15 protein-coding genes are annotated in these 17,844 nt (G+C 65.1%); 8 read left to right on the top strand and 7 right to left on the bottom strand.

Annotation, left to right across the window (positions count from 1 at the left end; translation table 11 throughout):
• Positions 1–18 precede the first annotated feature (18 nt).
• From guaA to tadA, 3 genes are all read left to right on the top strand, one after another.
• Positions 19–1,596 (top strand): glutamine-hydrolyzing GMP synthase, encoded by a 1,578-nt coding sequence (gene guaA, locus K8374_RS18895; protein WP_084856706.1) that lies wholly within the window; start codon positions 19–21, stop codon positions 1,594–1,596.
• 175 nt (positions 1,597–1,771) lie between these two features.
• Complete coding sequence (locus tag K8374_RS18890) at positions 1,772–3,154, top strand: multicopper oxidase family protein (protein ID WP_224456761.1); 1,383 nt, start codon at positions 1,772–1,774, stop codon at positions 3,152–3,154.
• Positions 3,154–3,633 (top strand): tRNA adenosine(34) deaminase TadA, encoded by a 480-nt coding sequence (tadA, locus tag K8374_RS18885; RefSeq protein ID WP_224456760.1) that lies wholly within the window; start codon positions 3,154–3,156, stop codon positions 3,631–3,633. Before K8374_RS18890 ends, tadA begins: the two co-directional genes overlap by 1 nt.
• Positions 3,634–3,763: 130 nt before the next feature.
• Here the strand turns inward: tadA and mltF are convergent, their stop codons facing one another.
• Entirely contained in the window at positions 3,764–5,221 is a 1,458-nt protein-coding gene (mltF, locus tag K8374_RS18880) for a membrane-bound lytic murein transglycosylase MltF (RefSeq protein WP_224456759.1), read from the bottom strand.
• 256 nt (positions 5,222–5,477) lie between these two features.
• Here mltF and purL point away from each other — a divergent pair, with 256 nt between their 5' ends.
• Entirely contained in the window at positions 5,478–9,377 is a 3,900-nt protein-coding gene (gene purL, locus K8374_RS18875) for a phosphoribosylformylglycinamidine synthase (protein ID WP_224456758.1), read from the top strand.
• Between the two features lie 2 nt (positions 9,378–9,379).
• A complete protein-coding gene (locus tag K8374_RS18870; protein ID WP_224456757.1) occupies positions 9,380–9,691 on the top strand; it encodes a YqfO family protein in 312 nt (103 codons plus the stop codon).
• Between the two features lie 64 nt (positions 9,692–9,755).
• Here the strand turns inward: K8374_RS18870 and K8374_RS18865 are convergent, their stop codons facing one another.
• The 5 genes from K8374_RS18865 to tatA are packed head-to-tail and all read right to left on the bottom strand — an operon-like array spanning position 9,756 to position 12,292.
• Entirely contained in the window at positions 9,756–10,589 is an 834-nt protein-coding gene (locus tag K8374_RS18865) for an IS3 family transposase (protein WP_263498532.1), read from the bottom strand.
• 8 nt (positions 10,590–10,597) lie between these two features.
• The gene (locus K8374_RS18860) at positions 10,598–10,957 is read right to left on the bottom strand and encodes a transposase (protein WP_224456644.1); all 360 of its coding nucleotides are present in this window, start codon (positions 10,955–10,957) and stop codon (positions 10,598–10,600) included.
• A gap of 59 nt (positions 10,958–11,016) precedes the next feature.
• Positions 11,017–11,757, bottom strand: a complete 741-nt coding sequence (gene tatC, locus K8374_RS18855; protein ID WP_224456756.1) for a twin-arginine translocase subunit TatC — start codon at positions 11,755–11,757, stop codon at positions 11,017–11,019.
• On the bottom strand, positions 11,748–12,062 hold the full coding sequence (tatB, locus tag K8374_RS18850; protein ID WP_224456755.1) for a Sec-independent protein translocase protein TatB: 315 nt from the start codon (positions 12,060–12,062) through the stop codon (positions 11,748–11,750). The genes tatC and tatB overlap by 10 nt, the downstream gene beginning before the upstream one ends.
• Complete coding sequence (gene tatA, locus K8374_RS18845) at positions 12,062–12,292, bottom strand: twin-arginine translocase TatA/TatE family subunit (protein WP_084856720.1); 231 nt, start codon at positions 12,290–12,292, stop codon at positions 12,062–12,064. The genes tatB and tatA overlap by 1 nt, the downstream gene beginning before the upstream one ends.
• 142 nt (positions 12,293–12,434) lie before the next feature.
• Here tatA and gspK point away from each other — a divergent pair, with 142 nt between their 5' ends.
• Positions 12,435–13,400: a type II secretion system minor pseudopilin GspK gene (gene gspK, locus K8374_RS18840; RefSeq protein ID WP_224456754.1), complete on the top strand. Its 966-nt coding sequence runs from the start codon at positions 12,435–12,437 to the stop codon at positions 13,398–13,400.
• A gap of 107 nt (positions 13,401–13,507) precedes the next feature.
• On the opposite strand, the gene K8374_RS18835 is transcribed toward gspK, so the two are convergent.
• Positions 13,508–15,556 carry a PhoX family protein gene (locus K8374_RS18835; protein ID WP_224456753.1) on the bottom strand — a complete coding sequence of 683 codons (2,049 nt, stop codon included), beginning with the start codon at positions 15,554–15,556 and terminating at the stop codon, positions 13,508–13,510.
• Positions 15,557–15,779: 223 nt separating this feature from the next.
• On the opposite strand from K8374_RS18835, the gene K8374_RS18830 reads away from it, so the two are divergent.
• Together K8374_RS18830 and K8374_RS18825 are read left to right on the top strand one after the other, a co-directional pair.
• Positions 15,780–17,420, top strand: a complete 1,641-nt coding sequence (locus K8374_RS18830; protein ID WP_224456752.1) for a lipoprotein UxpA — start codon at positions 15,780–15,782, stop codon at positions 17,418–17,420.
• A complete protein-coding gene (locus K8374_RS18825; protein WP_224456751.1) occupies positions 17,417–17,842 on the top strand; it encodes a pilus assembly protein PilZ in 426 nt (141 codons plus the stop codon). Before K8374_RS18830 ends, K8374_RS18825 begins: the two co-directional genes overlap by 4 nt.
• Positions 17,843–17,844: the final 2 nt, after the last annotated feature.

Raw genomic sequence — 17,844 nt, 5'->3', positions numbered from 1 at the left:
CACTGACGAGATTGAGTCATGGCCCTCGACATTCACGCTCACCGCATCCTGATCCTCGATTTCGGTTCCCAGTACACCCAGCTGATCGCCCGCCGCGTGCGCGAGATCGGTGTCTACTGCGAACTGCACCCGTTCGACATGGACGATGAAGCGATCCGTGCCTTCAACCCGCGCGGCATCATCCTCGCCGGCGGCCCGGAGTCCGTTCACGAAGCCAACAGCCCGCGCGCGCCGCAGGCCGTCTTCGACCTGAACGTACCGCTGCTGGGTATCTGCTACGGCATGCAGACCATGGCCGAGCAGCTGGGCGGCAAGGTCGAAGGTTCCGACCTGCGCGAGTTCGGCTATGCCCGCGTCGACGTGGTCGGCAAGAGCCGCCTGCTCGACGGCATCGAAGACCATGTCGACGATGACGGCGTATTGGGCCTGGACGTGTGGATGAGCCACGGCGACAAGGTCACCCAGATGCCGGGCAGCTTCAATATCCTGGCCAGCACCCCGAGCTGCCCGATCGCCGGCATGTTCGACGATGCCCGTGGCTACTACGGCGTGCAGTTCCACCCGGAAGTGACCCACACCAAGCAGGGCGGTCGCATCCTGTCCCGCTTCGTGCAGGACATCTGCGGCTGCGAGGCCCTGTGGACCCCATCCAACATCGTCGAAGACGCCATTGCCCAGGTGCGCGAGCAGGTCGGTTCGGCCAACGTCCTGCTGGGCCTGTCCGGCGGTGTCGACTCCTCGGTGGTTGCCGCGCTGCTGCACCGTGCCATTGGCGACCAGCTGACCTGCGTCTTCGTCGACAACGGCCTGCTGCGCCTGCACGAGGGTGACCAGGTGATGGCCATGTTCAAGGAGAACATGGGCGTCAAGGTGATCCGCGCCGACGCTGAAAAGCAGTTCCTCGACAACCTGGCCGGCGAGACCGACCCAGAGAAGAAGCGCAAGATCATCGGCCGCACCTTCATCGACGTGTTCGACGCCGAGGCCAGCAAGCTGGAGAACATCCAGTTCCTCGCCCAGGGCACCATCTACCCGGACGTGATCGAGTCGGCCGGCGCCAAGAGCGGCAAGGCCCACGTGATCAAGTCGCACCACAACGTCGGCGGCCTGCCGGAGGAAATGAACCTCAAGCTGGTCGAGCCGCTGCGCGAGCTGTTCAAGGACGAAGTCCGCAAGATCGGCCTGGAGCTGGGCCTGCCGTACGACATGGTCTACCGCCACCCGTTCCCGGGCCCGGGCCTGGGCGTGCGTATCCTCGGTGAAGTGAAGAAGGAATACGCCGACATCCTGCGTCGCGCCGACCACATCTTCATCGAAGAACTGCGCAAGGCTGACTGGTACCATAAGACCAGCCAGGCGTTCGTGGTGTTCCAGCCGGTGAAATCCGTCGGCGTCGTCGGCGATGGCCGTCGCTACGCCTGGGTCGTGGCCCTGCGTGCCGTCGAGACCGTGGACTTCATGACCGCGCGCTGGGCGCACCTGCCGTACGAGCTGCTGGAGACCGTCAGCGGCCGCATCATCAACGAAATCGACGGTATCTCGCGCGTCACCTACGACGTGTCGAGCAAGCCGCCGGCCACCATCGAGTGGGAATGAGTTGAGCCACAAGGGCGCCGCAAGGCGCCCTTGTCGTATCTGGCGTCGCGACACAAGGCCGCGCCCATAAAAGGCACTCTTCACTTAATCTTTCTCAATTGCAGGTGTATCGTATTCGCCCTTCATGCCAGCCCTGCTGGCAGACTGATTGCGCAGAAACGAGGTACCCGCACCGATGTCCTTTACCCGTCGACAAATGCTCAAGGGCCTGACCGGCCTGGTTGTGGTAGGCCTGGGCGCGGGAGGCGCCGCGCGCTACTGGCTGGGTAAGGTCGAGGACGAGAACGCCGGGCACGACTATGAACTGATCGCCGCGCCCTTGGAGGTCGAGCTGGTACCCGGTTACAAGACCGAGGCCTGGGCCTTCGGCCCGTCGGCGCCGGGTACCGAACTGCGCGTGCGCCAGGGCACCTGGTTGCGGGTGCGCTTCATCAACCACCTGCCGGTGGAAACCACCATCCATTGGCACGGCATCCGCCTGCCGCTGGAAATGGACGGCGTGCCCTATGTGTCGCAGTTGCCGGTGAAGCCTGGCGAGTTCTTCGACTACAAGTTCCGCGTGCCGGATGCCGGCAGCTACTGGTATCACCCCCATGTCAGCAGCTCCGAGGAACTGGGGCGCGGCCTGGTCGGGCCGTTGATCGTCGAGGAGCGCGAGCCTACCGGGTTCAGGCATGAGCGCACCTTGAGCCTGAAGAACTGGCACGTGGACGAGCAGGGCGCCTGGCTGCCCTTCAGCATCCCCCGGGAGGCCGCGCGCAACGGCACCGCCGGACGGTTGATCACCATCAATGGCCAGGCCGATGCGGTCACCGAGCTGCCGGCCGGGCAGGTGGTGCGGGTGCGATTGTTGAACCTGGACAACACCTGGACCTACCGCATCAACCTCAAGGGCAACTGCGAGGCCAGGATCTACGCACTCGATGGCAACCCGGTCACCCCGCGGCCACTGGACGACGACTACTGGCTCGGCCCGGGCATGCGGATCTGCCTGGCCATTCGCATCCCTGAAGCGGGCGAGGAAATTTCCCTGCGCGACGGCTTCGTGCGCCTGGGCACCCTGCGCTCGGTGGCCAGCAACGAGGCGCCGGGCGACTGGCCCGAGGCGTTGCCTGCCAACCCCATCGCCGAGCCGGACCTGGAGAACGCCGAGAAACTCAACTTCAATTTCGAGTGGGCCGGCAAGGTGTCGGTGGGTACCGAGAGCGGCCGGCCGCCTAGCCTCTGGCAGATCAACGGCCAGGCCTGGGACATCACCGACAAGACCTGTGCGGACCGTCCTATCGCCACCTTGACCAAGGGCAAGAGCTACATTCTCGAACTGAAGAACATGACTCAGTACCAACACCCCATCCACCTGCATGGCATGAGCTTCAAGGTGATCGCCTCCAATCGACGCAAGATCGTCGAGCCGTGGTTCACCGACACCTACCTGCTGGGCAAGAACGAACGGGCCCAGGTCGCGCTGGTGGCGGATAACCCTGGCACCTGGATGTTCCACTGTCACGTGATCGACCACATGGAAACCGGCCTGATGGCCGCGATCGCGGTGGTCTGATGCGTCCGCAGATCATCGATCGCAGCCGCGACCAGGAATTCATGCGCCTGGCTCTGGGCCTGGCCGCCCAGGGTGCCGCCATGGGCGAGGTGCCGGTGGGCGCGGTGCTGGTGCAGCACGGCCAGGTGATCGGCCAGGGTTTCAACCGGCCAATCATCGACAGCGACCCCAGCGCCCATGCCGAGATGGTGGCCATCCGCGCGGCGGCCAAGGCTGCCAGCAACTACCGGCTGCCGGGCAGCACCCTCTACGTGACCCTGGAGCCGTGCAGCATGTGCGCGGGGCTGATCGTGCATTCGCGCATCGCCAGGGTGGTGTATGGGGCGCTGGAGCCCAAGGCAGGGATCGTGCAGAGCCAGGGGCAGTTCTTTACCCAGGGTTTCCTGAACCATCGGGTGATGTTCGAGGGAGGCGTGTTGGCTGAGGAGTGTGGGCAGATACTGAGCGAGTTCTTCAAGGCCCGGCGCGTCAAAGGCTAGCACGCCCCTGTAAGAGCGGCCTTGTGCCGCGAAAGGGCTGCGCAGCGGCCCCAGCGATTCATGCGCTTGCACCGGAACTGGGGCTGCTGCGCAGCCCTTTCGCGGCACAAGGCCGCTCCTACAGAGGGGCTTACATCGGGGGCGACTGTTCCGCCGGTTTGTCCTTGTTGACCCCTGGTACATGCAGGTTGCCTTCAGCCACCTGGCCTTCGAGCTGCGGTTGGGTCACCCAGGTGAGGATGTCGTAGTAGCGGCGAATGTTGGCCACGAAGTGCACGGGTTCGCCACCCCGGGCATAGCCGTAGCGGGTCTTGCGGTACCACTGCTTCTGCGACAGGCGCGGCAGCATCTTCTTCACGTCCAGCCATTTGTTCGGGTTCAGGCCTTCGCGCTTGGCCAGCATGCGCGCGTCCTCCAGGTGACCGCTGCCGACGTTGTAGGCGGCCAGGGCGAACCAGGTACGGTCAGGCTCCTTGATGCTGTCGTCGAGCTGGCTCTTGATCAGCACGAAGTACTTGGCGCCACCCTGGATGCTCTGCTTGGGGTCCAGGCGGTTGGACACGCCCATGGCCTGGGCAGTGCGCTGGGTCAGCATCATCAGGCCGCGCACACCCGTCTTGGAGGTGACTTCCGGCTGCCACATCGATTCCTGGTAGCCGATCGCCGCCAGCAGGCGCCAGTCCACCTGCTCGACCTTGCTGGAGGCGCGGAAGTGCTTTTCATATTTGGGCAGACGTTGCTGCAGGTGCTGGGCGAAGGTATAGGCGCCAACGTAGCCGAGCACGTCGACATGGCCGTAATAGCGCTCCTTCAGGCGTTGCAGGGTGCCATTCTTCTGTGCCTTGTCGAGGAACTCGTTGACCTCGTTGAGCAGGCTGTTGTCTTCGCCGGGGGCCAGTGCCCAGCGTTGGTCGCGGGAGTCGCCCAGGTCGAAGGCCACGCGCACATTGGGGAAATAGACCTGGTTCATGGCCAGTTCGTTGGAGTCCACCAAGGTCAGGTCGATTTGCCCTTCGTCGACCATGCGCAGGAGGTCGACGACCTCGACCGCATCAGACTCTTCGTATTCCAACGTAGGATTTTGCTTTTTCAGCTCAGCCAGCTGATCGGCATGGCTGCTGCCCTTGAGCACCATGATTTTCTTGCCGATGAGCCCCTTCACATTGGTGGGGCGCGAGCGGCCGTTGCGGTAGATGACCTGCGGGGTCACTTCGAGGTACGGATGGGAGAACTTTGCCTGGGCGGTGCGCTTCTCACTGCTGACCAGACCTGCGGCGGCCAGCACCGGGCCTGAGGGCTTGCCCAGCTGGTCGAACAGATCGTCGAGGCTGTCGGCTGTCTCGATTTCCAGCTTCACGCCGAGATCGTCGGCGAAACGCTTGACAAGTTCGTACTCGAAGCCGGTTTCGCCGTTGCGGTCCTGAAAGTAGGTGGCCGGGCTGTTGCGGGTAATTACGCGCAGCACGCCGTCTTCCTTGACGCGTTCTAGGGTGCTGGGTTTTTCAACACAGGCACCGAGCATCAGGAAGAGTCCGGTTGCGAAGAGCCATCTGGCGCAGCGCTGGCGCAAAGCAGTGTGGGCGAACATAGGTTGCAGTATACGCAAAGGACTGGCCCCGCCATATCTCGACAACGGTTAGCTTGTCTGGTAGCGCGTTCTGTGCTGCAGGTGATCGGGCGTGGAATTTGGGGTAGGGCATGCTCTCACCAAGCCCGCCGATTTCTGACCCGCAAGTCCGGTTCCGCCGCCCGGCAGCCGTGGCTTAGAGCGGGTGCCGAAACCGTACGAATTAGGCTAGAATGCACGGCCTCTAAGCACACCCCTTCCTGAGGCTGTCCCGACGATGTTGATCCTGCGCGGCGCTCCTGCCCTTTCTGCCTTCCGCCACGGTAAGTTACTCGAGCAACTGAGCCAGAAAGTACCCGCTGTTACTGGTTTGTATGCCGAATTCGCCCACTTCGCCGATGTCGATGGCGAGCTGACCGCCGACCAGCAGCAGGTGCTGGGCCGTCTGCTCAAGTACGGCCCGAGCGTCCCGGTCCAGGAGCCGACCGGCCGCCTGTTCCTGGTGGTGCCGCGCCTGGGCACCATTTCGCCCTGGGCCAGCAAGGCCAGCGATATCGCCCATAACTGTGGCTTGCAGAGCATCCAGCGCCTGGAGCGCGGCATTGCCTACTACGTCGCCGGCGAGCTGTCCGACGCCGACGCGGCTGCTATCGCCGCCGAGCTACACGACCGCATGACCCAGCGTGTCCTGGCTCGCCTCGAAGACGCCGCCGACTTGTTCAGCCATGCCCAGCCCAAGCCGATGACCTCCGTGGACATCCTCGGCGGTGGCCGCGCCGCCCTGGCCCAGGCCAACATCGACCTGGGCCTGGCCCTGGCCGAAGACGAGATCGACTACCTGGTCAATGCCTTCCAGGGCCTCAAGCGCAACCCGAACGACATCGAGCTGATGATGTTCGCCCAGGCCAACTCCGAGCACTGCCGCCACAAGATCTTCAACGCCAGTTGGGACATCGACGGCCAGGCCCAGGAAAAAAGCCTGTTCGGGATGATCAAGAACACCTACCAGATGCACAGCGAAGGCGTGCTGTCGGCCTACAAGGACAACGCCTCGGTCATCGTCGGCAATGTCGCCGGCCGCTTCTTCCCGAACCCTGAGACCCGCCAGTACGGCGCGGTGCAGGAGCCGGTGCACATCCTGATGAAGGTCGAGACCCACAACCACCCGACCGCCATCGCCCCGTTCTCCGGCGCCTCCACCGGCTCCGGCGGCGAAATCCGCGACGAAGGCGCCACCGGCCGTGGCGCCAAGCCCAAGGCCGGCCTCACCGGTTTCACCGTCTCCAACCTGCGCATCCCGGGCTTCGAGCAGCCGTGGGAGCAGGCCTATGGCAAGCCGGGCCGCATCGTCGACGCCCTCGACATCATGGTCGAAGGCCCCTTGGGCGGCGCTGCGTTCAACAATGAATTCGGCCGCCCGGCCCTGACCGGCTACTTCCGTACCTTCGAACAGGCGGTCAACACCCCGCGCGGCGAAGAAGTGCGTGGCTATCACAAGCCGATCATGCTCGCCGGCGGCATGGGCAACATCCGTGAAGACCACGTGCAGAAGGGCGAGATCACCGTCGGCGCCAAGCTGATCGTGCTCGGCGGCCCAGCCATGCTGATCGGCCTGGGCGGCGGCGCCGCCTCGTCGGTGGCCACCGGCGCCAGCTCGGCCGACCTGGACTTCGCCTCGGTGCAGCGCGAAAACCCGGAAATGGAGCGCCGTTGCCAGGAGGTCATCGACCGTTGCTGGCAGCTGGGCGACAAGAACCCGATCGCCTTCATCCATGACGTGGGTGCCGGGGGTATCTCCAACGCCTTCCCCGAGCTGGTCAACGACGGTGGCCGCGGCGGCCGCTTCGAGCTGCGCAATGTGCCCAACGACGAGCCGGGCATGGCCCCGCACGAAATCTGGAGCAACGAGTCGCAGGAGCGCTACGTGCTGGCGGTCAGCGCCGAGGACTTCGAGCGCTTCAAGGCCATCTGCGAGCGCGAGCGTTGCCCGTTCGCCGTGGTCGGCGAAGCCACCGAGGAAAAACACCTCACCGTCACCGACAGCCACTTCGACAACACCCCGGTCGACATGCCGCTGGACGTGCTGCTGGGCAAGCCGCCGCGCATGCACCGTTCGGTCACTCGCGAGGCCGAGCTGGGCGATGACTTCGACCCGAGCGAGCTGGACCTGGACCAGGCCGTCGAGCGCGTTTTGCGTCACCCGGCCGTGGCCAGCAAGAGCTTCCTGATCACCATCGGCGACCGCACCATCACCGGCCTGGTCGCCCGTGACCAGATGGTCGGCCCGTGGCAGGTGCCGGTGGCCGACTGCGCGGTCACCGCCACCAGCTTCGACGTCTACACCGGTGAAGCCATGGCCATGGGCGAGCGCACCCCGCTGGCCCTGCTCGACGCCCCGGCCTCCGGCCGCATGGCCATCGGTGAGGTGCTCACCAACCTGGCCGGCGCCCGCATCGAGAAGCTTTCCGATATCAAGCTGTCGGCCAACTGGATGTCCGCTGCCGGGCACCCGGGTGAAGACGCCCGTCTGTACGACACCGTCAAGGCCGTCGGCATGGAGCTGTGCCCGGAACTGGGCCTGACCATTCCGGTGGGCAAAGACTCCATGTCGATGAAGACCCAGTGGAGCGAGGATGGCGTGCAGAAGAGCGTCACCGCGCCGATGTCGCTGATCGTCAGCGGCTTCGCCCCGGTGGTCGACATTCGCGGCACCCTGACCCCGCAACTGCGCATGGACAAGGGCGAGACCGACCTGATCCTGGTCGACCTGGGCCGTGGCAAGAACCGCATGGGCGCCTCGATCCTGGCCCAGACCTACGGCAAGATCGGTGCCCAGGCGCCGGACGTCGACGACGCCGAGGATCTCAAGGCCTTCTTCGCCGTGATCCAGGGCCTGAACGCCGATGGCCATCTGCTGGCCTACCACGACCGGTCCGACGGCGGCCTGCTGACCACCGTGCTGGAAATGGCCTTCGCCGGCCACTGCGGTCTCGATCTGCAACTCGATCCGCTGACCGACAGCAAGCGCGACGTGGCGGCCATCCTCTTCAACGAAGAGCTGGGTGCGGTCATCCAGGTTCGCCAGGATGCCACCCCGGACGTGCTCGCGCAGTTCAGCGCCGCCGGCCTGGGCGAAGAATGCGTCGCGGTGATCGGCAAGCCGGTCAACAATGGCGAAGTCTCCATCAGCCTGAACGGCGAAGTGCTGTTCGACGACGACCGTCGTCTGCTGCAGCGCCAGTGGGCCGAGACCAGCTACCAGATCCAGCGCCTGCGCGACAACGCCGACTGCGCCGACCAGGAATTCGACGTCCTGCTGGAAGAAGACAACCCTGGCCTGTCGGTCAAGCTGGGCTTCGACGTCAACGACGACATCGCCGCGCCGTACATCAAGAAGGGCGTGCGTCCGCAAGTGGCGATCCTGCGCGAGCAGGGCGTCAACGGCCAGGTCGAGATGGCGGCCGCCTTCGACCGCGCCGGCTTCGCGGCCATCGACGTGCACATGAGCGATATCCTCGCTGGCCGTGTCGACCTCGAAGCCTTCAAGGGCCTGGTGGCCTGCGGCGGCTTCTCCTACGGTGACGTGCTGGGTGCCGGCGAGGGCTGGGCCAAGTCGGCGCTGTTCAACAGCCGTGCCCGTGACACCTTCCAGGCGTTCTTCGCGCGCAACGACAGCTTCGCCCTGGGCGTGTGCAACGGTTGCCAGATGATGTCCAACCTGCATGAACTCATCCCGGGCACCGAGTACTGGCCGCACTTCGTGCGCAACCGTTCGGAGCAGTTCGAGGCGCGTGTGGCCATGGTCGAGGTGCAGAAGTCCAACTCGATCTTCCTGCAGGGCATGGCCGGTTCGCACATGCCGATCGCCATCGCCCACGGTGAAGGCCATGCCGAGTTCGCCAGCGAAGAAGCCCTGCTGGAAGCGGACCTGTCCGGTTGCGTGGCCCTGCGCTTCGTCGACAACCACGGCAAGGTCACCGAGGCCTACCCGGCCAACCCGAACGGCTCGCCGCGCGGCATCACTGGCCTGACCAGCCGCGACGGTCGCGTGACCATCATGATGCCGCACCCTGAGCGTGTGTTCCGTGCCGTGCAGAACTCCTGGCGCCCGGATGAGTGGCAGGAAGACGGCGCCTGGATGCGCATGTTCCGCAATGCGCGGGTCTGGGTGAACTAAGGGTGTACAAGCTCGCCTTCTTCGTGCCGCCAAGCCATGTGGATGTGGTCAAGGCCGCTGTGTTCGCCGCCGGCGGCGGTCGCATCGGTGACTACGACCACTGCGCCTGGCAAACCCTCGGCCAGGGCCAGTTCCGCCCGTTGGACGGCAGCCAGCCGTTCCTCGGGCAGGCAGGCCAGGTCGAGCAGGTGCAGGAATGGAAGGTGGAGCTGGTGGTGGCCGACGACCTGATCGCACAGGTCGTCGCCGCGCTCAAGGCGAGCCACCCGTACGAGACGCCGGCCTACGAGGTCTGGCGCCTCGCCGAGTTCTAGACCACACCGGTCCCTGTAGGAGCGGGCTTGATCTGGTCAAGTAATTTTGGACACCGGTTAAGGTTCATGCCGCTGCCCTAAGCTTTTCCTCCATGGCTACCGGGGTCTCGTAGCCGTTGTAGCTGTGGAGGCGCTTGAGGTTGTAGCGCACCAAATAAGCCATGATGTCGGCCTTGGCTTCAGATTCGGACTCATAGCCTCCTGGTGGCACCCATTCTGATTTCAATGCCCCAAAGAATCGCTCCATGGCGGCGTTGTCCCAGCATTGGCCACGGTGGCTCATGCTCTGCTTCAGGCTGCACTCTTCAAGCACAGACCTGAATTTGTGGCTGGTGTACTGGCAGCCTTGATCTGAATGAAACATCACGCCCGCAGGCCTGCCCCTGGACTCAGACGCCATACGCAGCGCGTCACAGGCCAGCCTGGCATCGGCAGTCATTGAAAACGCCCAGCCCACGACTCGGCGTGCATACAAGTCGATTACTGCGGCTAAATACAGCCAACGCCTGCCAACCTGGATATAAGTTACATCGCCACACCAAACCTCGTTGATTGTCGAAACTTTGAAGTTTCGCTTCAGTTGGTTTTCCGCAATCAATGCTTCCGTGCCGGATGACCGATACCGGTGCGGTCTACGCTGCCGGCATTTCAGGCCAGCTTCACGCATAAGCGCACGCACTTTGTAACGCCCAATCTCATGGCCTTCACGCCGCAGCTCCTGCATCAACGTGCGTGAACCGGCAGAGCTTCGTGACGCCTTAAAACGATCGATTACACGCGAGCGTAGAGCATCCCTGCCGGGATTCTCACGCCCTTGGCGTTTGCGCCATGCATAGAAACTGCTGCGTTTGACCCCAAGCACGCGACAGCAGTCGACAACACCATATTGCTCACTCAGCTCGTTGATCAGCGAGAACGATCTTTGGAGTCCCGAAGCAGGAGAGCACTGGCCTTTTTTAGGATTTCGATATCCCGATCCTTTTGACGAACCAGCGCTTCCAGCTCTTCAATACGTTGCTGCTCCGGAGTGATGGCTTTGGCTCCAGCCGGCACCTTGCCCTCTCTCTCCTGCCTTACCTGCTCAACCCAACGACGAAGAGCTGTGCGGCCAATCCCGAGGATTTCGCATACCTCAGGAACCGACTGGCCGGCATCCAGCACCATTTCAGCTGCTCGGATTTTGTGTTCTCTCGAATAAGACTTGCGCACTGATTTTGCCTCCAATTGGGCGCCATCATAGCGCCCGAAGAAGGTGTCCAAAATCATTAGGCCAGTTCAGCTTGTCCCGCGATCGGCTGCGCAGCAGCCGTACACCGAGCCCGCGTCTACAGACGCAGGTCTTGCACCGTTGTATCGTGTCTGCCCTCAGGCCGCCGCAACCCCGCACAGGCCAGCAACCCCACCTCGAACAGCAGCCACATCGGCACCGCCAGCAGGGTCTGTGAAAACATGTCCGGCGGCGTCAGGATCATCCCCACCACGAAGCACCCGACGATCACATAGGGCCGGCTGCGGCGCAGCGTGGCCACATCGGCAAGCCCCGCCCAGACCACGATGAAGGTCGCCACGGGGATCTCGAACGCCAGGCCGAAGGCCAGGAACAGCGCCATGATGAAATCCAGGTACTGGCTGATGTCGGTCATCATCGCCACCCCGTCCGGAGTGACGCTGGCAAAGAACCCGAACATCATCGGAAACACCAGGAAGAACGCGAACGCCATGCCGGCATAGAACAGCAGGATGCTCGACACCAGCAACGGCAGGGCGATGCGCCGCTCCCGGCGATACAGCCCCGGCGCGATGAAGCCCCAGGCCTGGTGTAGCAGCACCGGCATGGCCACGAATAGCGCGCACATCGCCGTTAGCTTGAACGGTGTCAGGAAGGGCGAAGTGACGCTGGTGGCGATCATGCTGGCGCCTTGCGGCAGGAAGCGCCGCAAGGGTTCGGAGATCAAGGTGTAGAGCGTCTGGGCGAAGGGAAACAGCCCGGCGAACACCACAGCGACCACCAACAGGCTGCGTACCAGGCGTTTGCGCACATCGCGCAGGTGTTCGGTCAAGGGCATGCGCGCCTCGTGTTCCATGGCAGTGCTCGTGCGCCGTGCTCCTTGGCTGGGGTGGTGGTCGCAGGCGTGGCCTCGAGGCTCACGCCCTGGCGGATCTGCTGTTCCAGGCGTTGCAGGGGCTGGCTATCCAGTGGCGGCAGGTCGATTTCCCGTTCCACCTGCGCCCGTAGTGCCTGCATGGCCCGCCGCGCCTGGCCGAGGCCACGGCCGACGGTACGCGCCGCCACGGGCAGACGCTCAGGGCCCAGTACCAGCAGGGCGACGATGCCTACCAGCAACAGTTCGGTGAAGCCTACCTCGAACATCAGGCCTGGCGATCCGCTTGCGGCTGCTGGGCGGCCTGGCCGGTCAGCGGAGCCTGTTGCTGTACCTGGGCGTTGGTCGGCTCCGTTTCCGCGCCGCTGCCCATGGATTTGCGAAAGCCCTGGATCGCGTCACCCACATCGCTGCCCAGGCCTTTCAGACGTTTGGTGCCGAACAGCAGGAAGACGATCAACAGCACGATCACCAATTGCCAGATTCCGATGCCACCCATTGCGACCACTCCTGTAAGGTCATGAAAAGGAACGACGATCCTGCCTGCCTTAGATGACGTGCACATGAACGCCGGTGCTGCCATCTGCCTGAAACACGCGCCGTGTTGACTGGCGCTTTTGGCAGGCGCAGGGATGGGCAGGATGGGCGGTAGGCGACAACGCGGGGCAGCATTGCTGATGGTGTTGGTGGCCCTGGCGATGCTCGCCGGTGGCTTGGCCTGGCTGGTGGAAGATGGCCGCCATCAGGTGGACGACGTGCGGCTGTTGCAGCAGCGGGTGCAGGTGCGGGCGATGGAGCAGGCCGGCCTGGCCTATGCCAGCCAGGCCCTGCGCGACCCGGCATGGCGGGCCAGCCCATTGTTCTGGCAGGCCTTGCGCGGTCAACCGCTGGACTATGACTTTGGCGCCGGCACCGCCCGATTGCGGGTGCGCGACCAGCACACCTGCTTCAACGTCAACGCCTTGCTCGGTGAGGATGGCGAACGTGCCGAGCGCCAGTTGCGCTACCTGCTCGGCGACGACATGGCGGCCGAGCGGCTGGTGCAGGCTCTGGCCGACTGGCTCGATGTTGACAGCGATGCTCGCCTGCAAGGGGCCGAAAGCGCCCAGTACCTGCGTCAGCGGCCACCACGGCTGGCGGCCAACCAGCCGATGCTGGACATGAGCGAGCTGAACCTGCTGCTCGAGCCCGATGCCGGCCGCCAGGCGCGCTACCCGATGCTCTGCGCCTTGCCCGAGACCCGTGGCTGGCGCTTGAATGCCAACGCCCTGGGGTTGGAGCACCTGCCATTGCTCGATGCCATCTATGAGGGCCGTTTTCCCCGTTCGCTGCTCAGCCGTATTGTCAGCGGCAGGCCGGCGTCGGGTTATGTGGATGCCACGGCGCTGCGCCAGGCGTTGGGGGCGGTGGACGACGAGACCTTCGAACGGCTGAGCGAGGGGTTGCTGCTCAACAGTGGGTACTTCCTGTTGCAGCTGTCATTCGAACAGGACGGGCGCACCCTGCGCAGCGAGTTCCAGGTGCAGGCACAGGGGGTGGTGCAATGGCATGCGAGGGTGCCGGCGCAGCAGGTGCGGGTGAGCAGTCGCGAGCCGGTGCCCTGGTAGGGGGATTGGGGTTTTACTGACGGGCGCTATCGCGGGACAAGCCCGCACAGGATGGCGTAGAGCCTGTGGGAGCGGGCTTGTCCCGCGATTGGGGCGGCGCAGGTCGGTCAGACCGTACCGATCTCCCCGCCATCGTTCCGCTGGATCACCACCGTCGAAGCCCGTGGCCGCACCGTGGTGCCTGCCGGGGTCACGTCGGTCGCCTTGTCGGTCGACGGCCAGTTCTCCGGGTGCTGGATGTTGACGAACAACGTCTTGTTGTCCGGCGTGAAGGCGATACCGGTCACCTCGCACCCGTTCGGGCCGACGAAGAAGCGGCGCAGGTCCACCTGGTTCTTGGCGTTGACCGGCACCTGCTTGCCGTTGGCGTCTACCAGGTCGGTCGGGATGACCGCCAGCAACTGGTCGTTGGTGTAGCTGGTCACGCTCTTCTCACCGTTGTCGGTCTCGAACCACAGCACGCCCCGGCTATCGAAGCTCATGCCGTCGGGGCTGGCGAACTGGTTCAGTTCGGTAAGGCCGGAGCGGTTGATGTCCGCGGTGCCATCGGCATTGGCGCCGAACACGAAGATGTCCCAGGTGAAGCTCAGGTGATCGTCGCTGTCGTGCCAACGGATGATGTGGCCGTGGCGGTTCGGCCCGCGAGGGTTGGCGGCATCCACCTTGTCCGGCGTGCGGGCGCTGTTGTTGGTCAGGGTCAGGTAGACGTCGCCGTTGAGCGGGTTGACCGCTGTCCACTCCGGGCGGTCCATCGGCGTGGCGCCCACCGCGTCGCCGGCACCTCGGGTGTTGAGGATGATGCCGGGCAGGTCGCCGTACAGCGCGCCCAGCGTGCTGCCGCCGGTGGTCGGGGTGGCCACGTCGAGCAGCAGCCACTTGCCGGTGCCGTCGGCATTGAAGCGCGCCACGTAGAGCTTGCCTTTGTCCATGTACTTGGCGCCGGTCGCCAGGCGGTCGGACGGGTTGGCATCGGCCTCGCTCCATACGGCGTCGGAGACGAACTTGTACAGGTACTCGTTGTTCGAGTCGTCGCCCATGTACCAGACCAGGGGCTTGCCGGCCACCGGCAGGCCCGGGCAGCAGCCTTCGTGACGGAAGCGCCCCAGGGCGGTGCGCTTGGTGGCGAGGGTCGCGCTGTTGTACGGGTCGATCTCGACGATGTAGCCGTAGGTGCTGGCTTCGTTGCGGTAGTCGTCGGTGGCGCTGGCACCGCTCGGGGTGATGTCGAAGCGGGCGAACTCGTCGTTCACCTCGGTGCTGTCACCGGCTGCGCTCTCCCACTTGTACTGGCCGTTGGCGGTGGCCACGCCGATACGCACCTGGTCTTCTGGCCGGGTGGCCTTGTTGACGAAGATGCCGGGCCAGTTCTCTTCGCAGGTCAGGTAGGTGCCCCACGGTGTGTAGCCGTTGCCGCAGTTGTTGTTGGTGCCGCGGCACTGGGTGCCGGTGGGCGAGAACTTGGTCTTGACGTGGTCGGTGCCACGCAGCGGGCCGGCGATGTCCATCAGCGAGGCGGTGGTGAAGCGGCGGTTGAGCGGGTCGTTGTCCACCACCTGCCAGCGGCCGTTGACCTTGCTCAGGCGCACCACACCGGCGCCGTGGGCATTGATCTCCTTGCGCACTTCCTCGACCGGGCGCTTGCCGTCCAGGTCGGTGGTCGGGCCGTTGGGGTGCAGGGCAGAGGCGTCGATGTACTCGAAGTTGATCGCCAACAGGCCATCGTCGGAGCGGCCGTCGATGGGGAAGAAATGCATGCCGTCATGGTGCATGCCCATGGCATTGGCCTGGTCGGTGGAAGTGTTGCTGCCGTCGGCTTTCCATGGGTTGGCGTTGCGGTTCAGCGGCGTGCCCCAGGGCGCCAGGACATAGGCGCTGTAGCCCGCGGCGACCACGCAGGCATCGGTGCGCGAGCCAGGGATGGACTGGAAGCCCAGCTTGAGTTTCGGCTTTTCCGGCTCGGGCGCGGTGGCATCGTCGTGGTCGGAGCCGCCGCCGTCGAAGCAGCCTGTCAGACCGGTACCGGCGATCATGGCGATCGCTGCGCCAAGGCTGCCGCGCATCACGCTGCGACGGCTCAGGTAGGCGTCCATGACGCTGGCCATTGGCAGGTTGCCGCTTGGGTTGCGGTCCAGGTTGTCGCCGGTATCTCGACTCATCAGGGTGTCCTTAGGTTGGCTGAGTTGAAGAAAACCGCGACTGTAGAGCGCAAAGATGATGATTGGTTGGCAGAAATGTTAAGGGCTTTTTAAAACAAGCCGTTCTTAGCATCGCGTTACAAAGATTTTTTTGGAATCGTTGTCGGATATCTGCCATCAAACTGTCATCCAGGCGCCGCAATATCCGGGACCCAACAAGGAGACGGGCGAGGATGGCGGGTCGATGGCAAGCAGTGTAGGCAGGCGGGAAGTCATCAGCTGGATGGGCGTCGGAGCACTGGCACCCTTGCTCGGCGCCTGCTCCACATTTCCGGGGCGGGGCCGCGACAGCGCCGCGGTAGACCTACTCTACCTCGCCGACACCCTCGACACCCGTCAGCCCGGCCCACCCGTGGTACCGGCGACCCGGCTGGGGCCGGTCAGCCACCTGGGGCGTGCACCCTGGATGACTGGCGCCAGTGCCCTGGCGTTCGATCCCGCGCTTGCCCCCTTGCTCGATGCCACCCAGGCCGGCAATGCCCGCCTGGGTGGCTATGCGGTGCTGGCGGCGTTGCTGGAGCAATTGCGTGGCGAGGCGGGGGCGAACAACAGCCTGACCCTGGAGAACGGCCAATGCTGGAACGGCAGCGGCCTGGCCTACCTGACCCAGGGCGACAGCGGTGTGCAGGGCAGCCAGCTGCTGGGCAGCGAGGTGCGGGTCAGCAGCGACGAACGCGTGCTCTGGCCGCAGCGTTGCGCCGGCCTGTATCGCCAGGCACCGGCCACCACTGTTGGTGCCGGCCTCGCGGTCAGCCAGGCCAAGGCACTGGCCATCGAAGGCATGCGGGTGTTCGAGCGGGGCGGGGCGCGCATTGCCGTGGTCGGAGTAACCGACCCCTACGCCCAAGACCAGAAAGCCTCCCTTAAACAGTGGTACCAATCACTGTTGCCCACTTTTCAGCAGGCGCGCCGTGAAGCCGACCTGGTCGTGGCGCTGGCCGATGTCGGCACCGGCCCTGGCTTGTGGCTGGCCGAGCGGGTGCCTGAGCTCGACGTGCTGCTTTGCGCCCGCGGCCAGGACTTCTGGCCCGCACCGGTAGAGGTCACCCAGGCCAGCGGGCGGCGTGTGCCGGTGCTGTTCGCCGGCTGCCGCGCCAGTGGCGCATTCCGCCTGCGTTGCCAGCAGGTGGCCGGGCAGTGGCGGTTCACGGCGCAATTCTTCCCCGCCTTCGAGCACCAGCTTGGCCCGGTTGCCCAGGGCCGCGCCAGCCAGTTGCGTACGCAGCTGCACCTGCAACGCGCCGGGCATGCCGCCTGGCTAGACCAGCCCTTGGCCAGGGCGCCGGAAGCCCTTTGGCGTCGCGATACCCTCGGCGGCAGTTGGGACCGCTTGCTGCACCAGGCACTGGCCGACGGCAGCGGCGTGCCGGTGCTGCTGCCAGGGCTGCGCTACGACGCACCGCTGGCCAGCGGTGAATTCATCACCCGCGAACACCTGATCGCATTGTCTGGCGGCTACCCGGCACCGGTGGTCGAGGCGCCGGCGCGGCAGGTCGAGCAGGTGCTGGAGAACGCCGCCGAGCAATTGTTCGGCGACCCGCTGCTGCTGGACAACAGCCAGGACCTGCCCCGCTGGCAAGGCCAGGCCTGGCGCCTGAGCTACAGCCCCCAGGGCAAGCGGGTCGCGGGCCTCGAGCCGGTCGAAGGGCTGTGCCGCACCTTTGGCCTGCAGTTCGATGCCAAGGCCGGCGAGCCGTTGTGGCAGAAGGTCGAGGCCTGGCTGCTGCGCCAGCGCCCCGACTGGCAGCTGGACACGCTGCAACGACCGGATGTGCGCTATGTACAGGGCCACCCCGGCTGGCACCCCCGGCAGGTGGCGTCGTGACCTGGCGCGGCCGCCTGTTCGGCGCATCGCTGCTGACCCTGGCCGGCTGGCTCGCCGCCCAATGCGTGCTGCAGCTCAGCCAACCCTTGCAGCCTGCCCGTGCTCCCGAGAGCCGCGATACGGGCCTGCCCGGTCTGATGGCCGGCCACTGGCAGCCCGCGCTCGACGATGGCGTCATTCCCTTGACCCGCTTGCCGCTGCGCTACTTGGGAGGCCTCAAGGCGCAGCCGCTGTCCGCCACGGTGGTGGTGCTGCGTTTCGGCGAACAGGTACGCACCCTCGGCCTTGGCCAGCGGCTGGCGCCGGGCATCGTGCTGCAGGCCATCGACGCCGATGGCCTGATTTTCGACAACCAGGGGCGGCGCGAGCGCCTGCCCTGGCCGCCACGGCCCGCCGTGACCGGCTTCAAGCGGCAAGGATGAGC

The organism is Pseudomonas sp. p1(2021b) (assembly GCF_020151015.1).
In the GTDB taxonomy this organism is placed as follows: domain Bacteria; phylum Pseudomonadota; class Gammaproteobacteria; order Pseudomonadales; family Pseudomonadaceae; genus Aquipseudomonas; species Aquipseudomonas putida_K.
The sequence above is the reverse complement of the archived record's forward strand: the minus strand, read 5'-3'. Positions and strand labels throughout refer to the sequence as shown.

Coding starts and splice junctions, on each gene's coding strand:
- K8374_RS18860 (WP_224456644.1), bottom strand. CDS start 10,957: ATGATTTTGGACACCTTCTTCGGGCGCTATGATGGCGCCCAATTGGAG.
- K8374_RS18890 (WP_224456761.1), top strand. CDS start 1,772: ATGTCCTTTACCCGTCGACAAATGCTCAAGGGCCTGACCGGCCTGGTT.
- purL (WP_224456758.1), top strand. CDS start 5,478: ATGTTGATCCTGCGCGGCGCTCCTGCCCTTTCTGCCTTCCGCCACGGT.
- K8374_RS18830 (WP_224456752.1), top strand. CDS start 15,780: ATGGCAAGCAGTGTAGGCAGGCGGGAAGTCATCAGCTGGATGGGCGTC.
- mltF (WP_224456759.1), bottom strand. CDS start 5,221: ATGTTCGCCCACACTGCTTTGCGCCAGCGCTGCGCCAGATGGCTCTTC.
- tatB (WP_224456755.1), bottom strand. CDS start 12,062: ATGTTCGAGGTAGGCTTCACCGAACTGTTGCTGGTAGGCATCGTCGCC.
- tatA (WP_084856720.1), bottom strand. CDS start 12,292: ATGGGTGGCATCGGAATCTGGCAATTGGTGATCGTGCTGTTGATCGTC.
- gspK (WP_224456754.1), top strand. CDS start 12,435: ATGGGCGGTAGGCGACAACGCGGGGCAGCATTGCTGATGGTGTTGGTG.
- guaA (WP_084856706.1), top strand. CDS start 19: ATGGCCCTCGACATTCACGCTCACCGCATCCTGATCCTCGATTTCGGT.
- K8374_RS18835 (WP_224456753.1), bottom strand. CDS start 15,556: ATGAGTCGAGATACCGGCGACAACCTGGACCGCAACCCAAGCGGCAAC.
- tadA (WP_224456760.1), top strand. CDS start 3,154: ATGCGTCCGCAGATCATCGATCGCAGCCGCGACCAGGAATTCATGCGC.
- tatC (WP_224456756.1), bottom strand. CDS start 11,757: ATGCCCTTGACCGAACACCTGCGCGATGTGCGCAAACGCCTGGTACGC.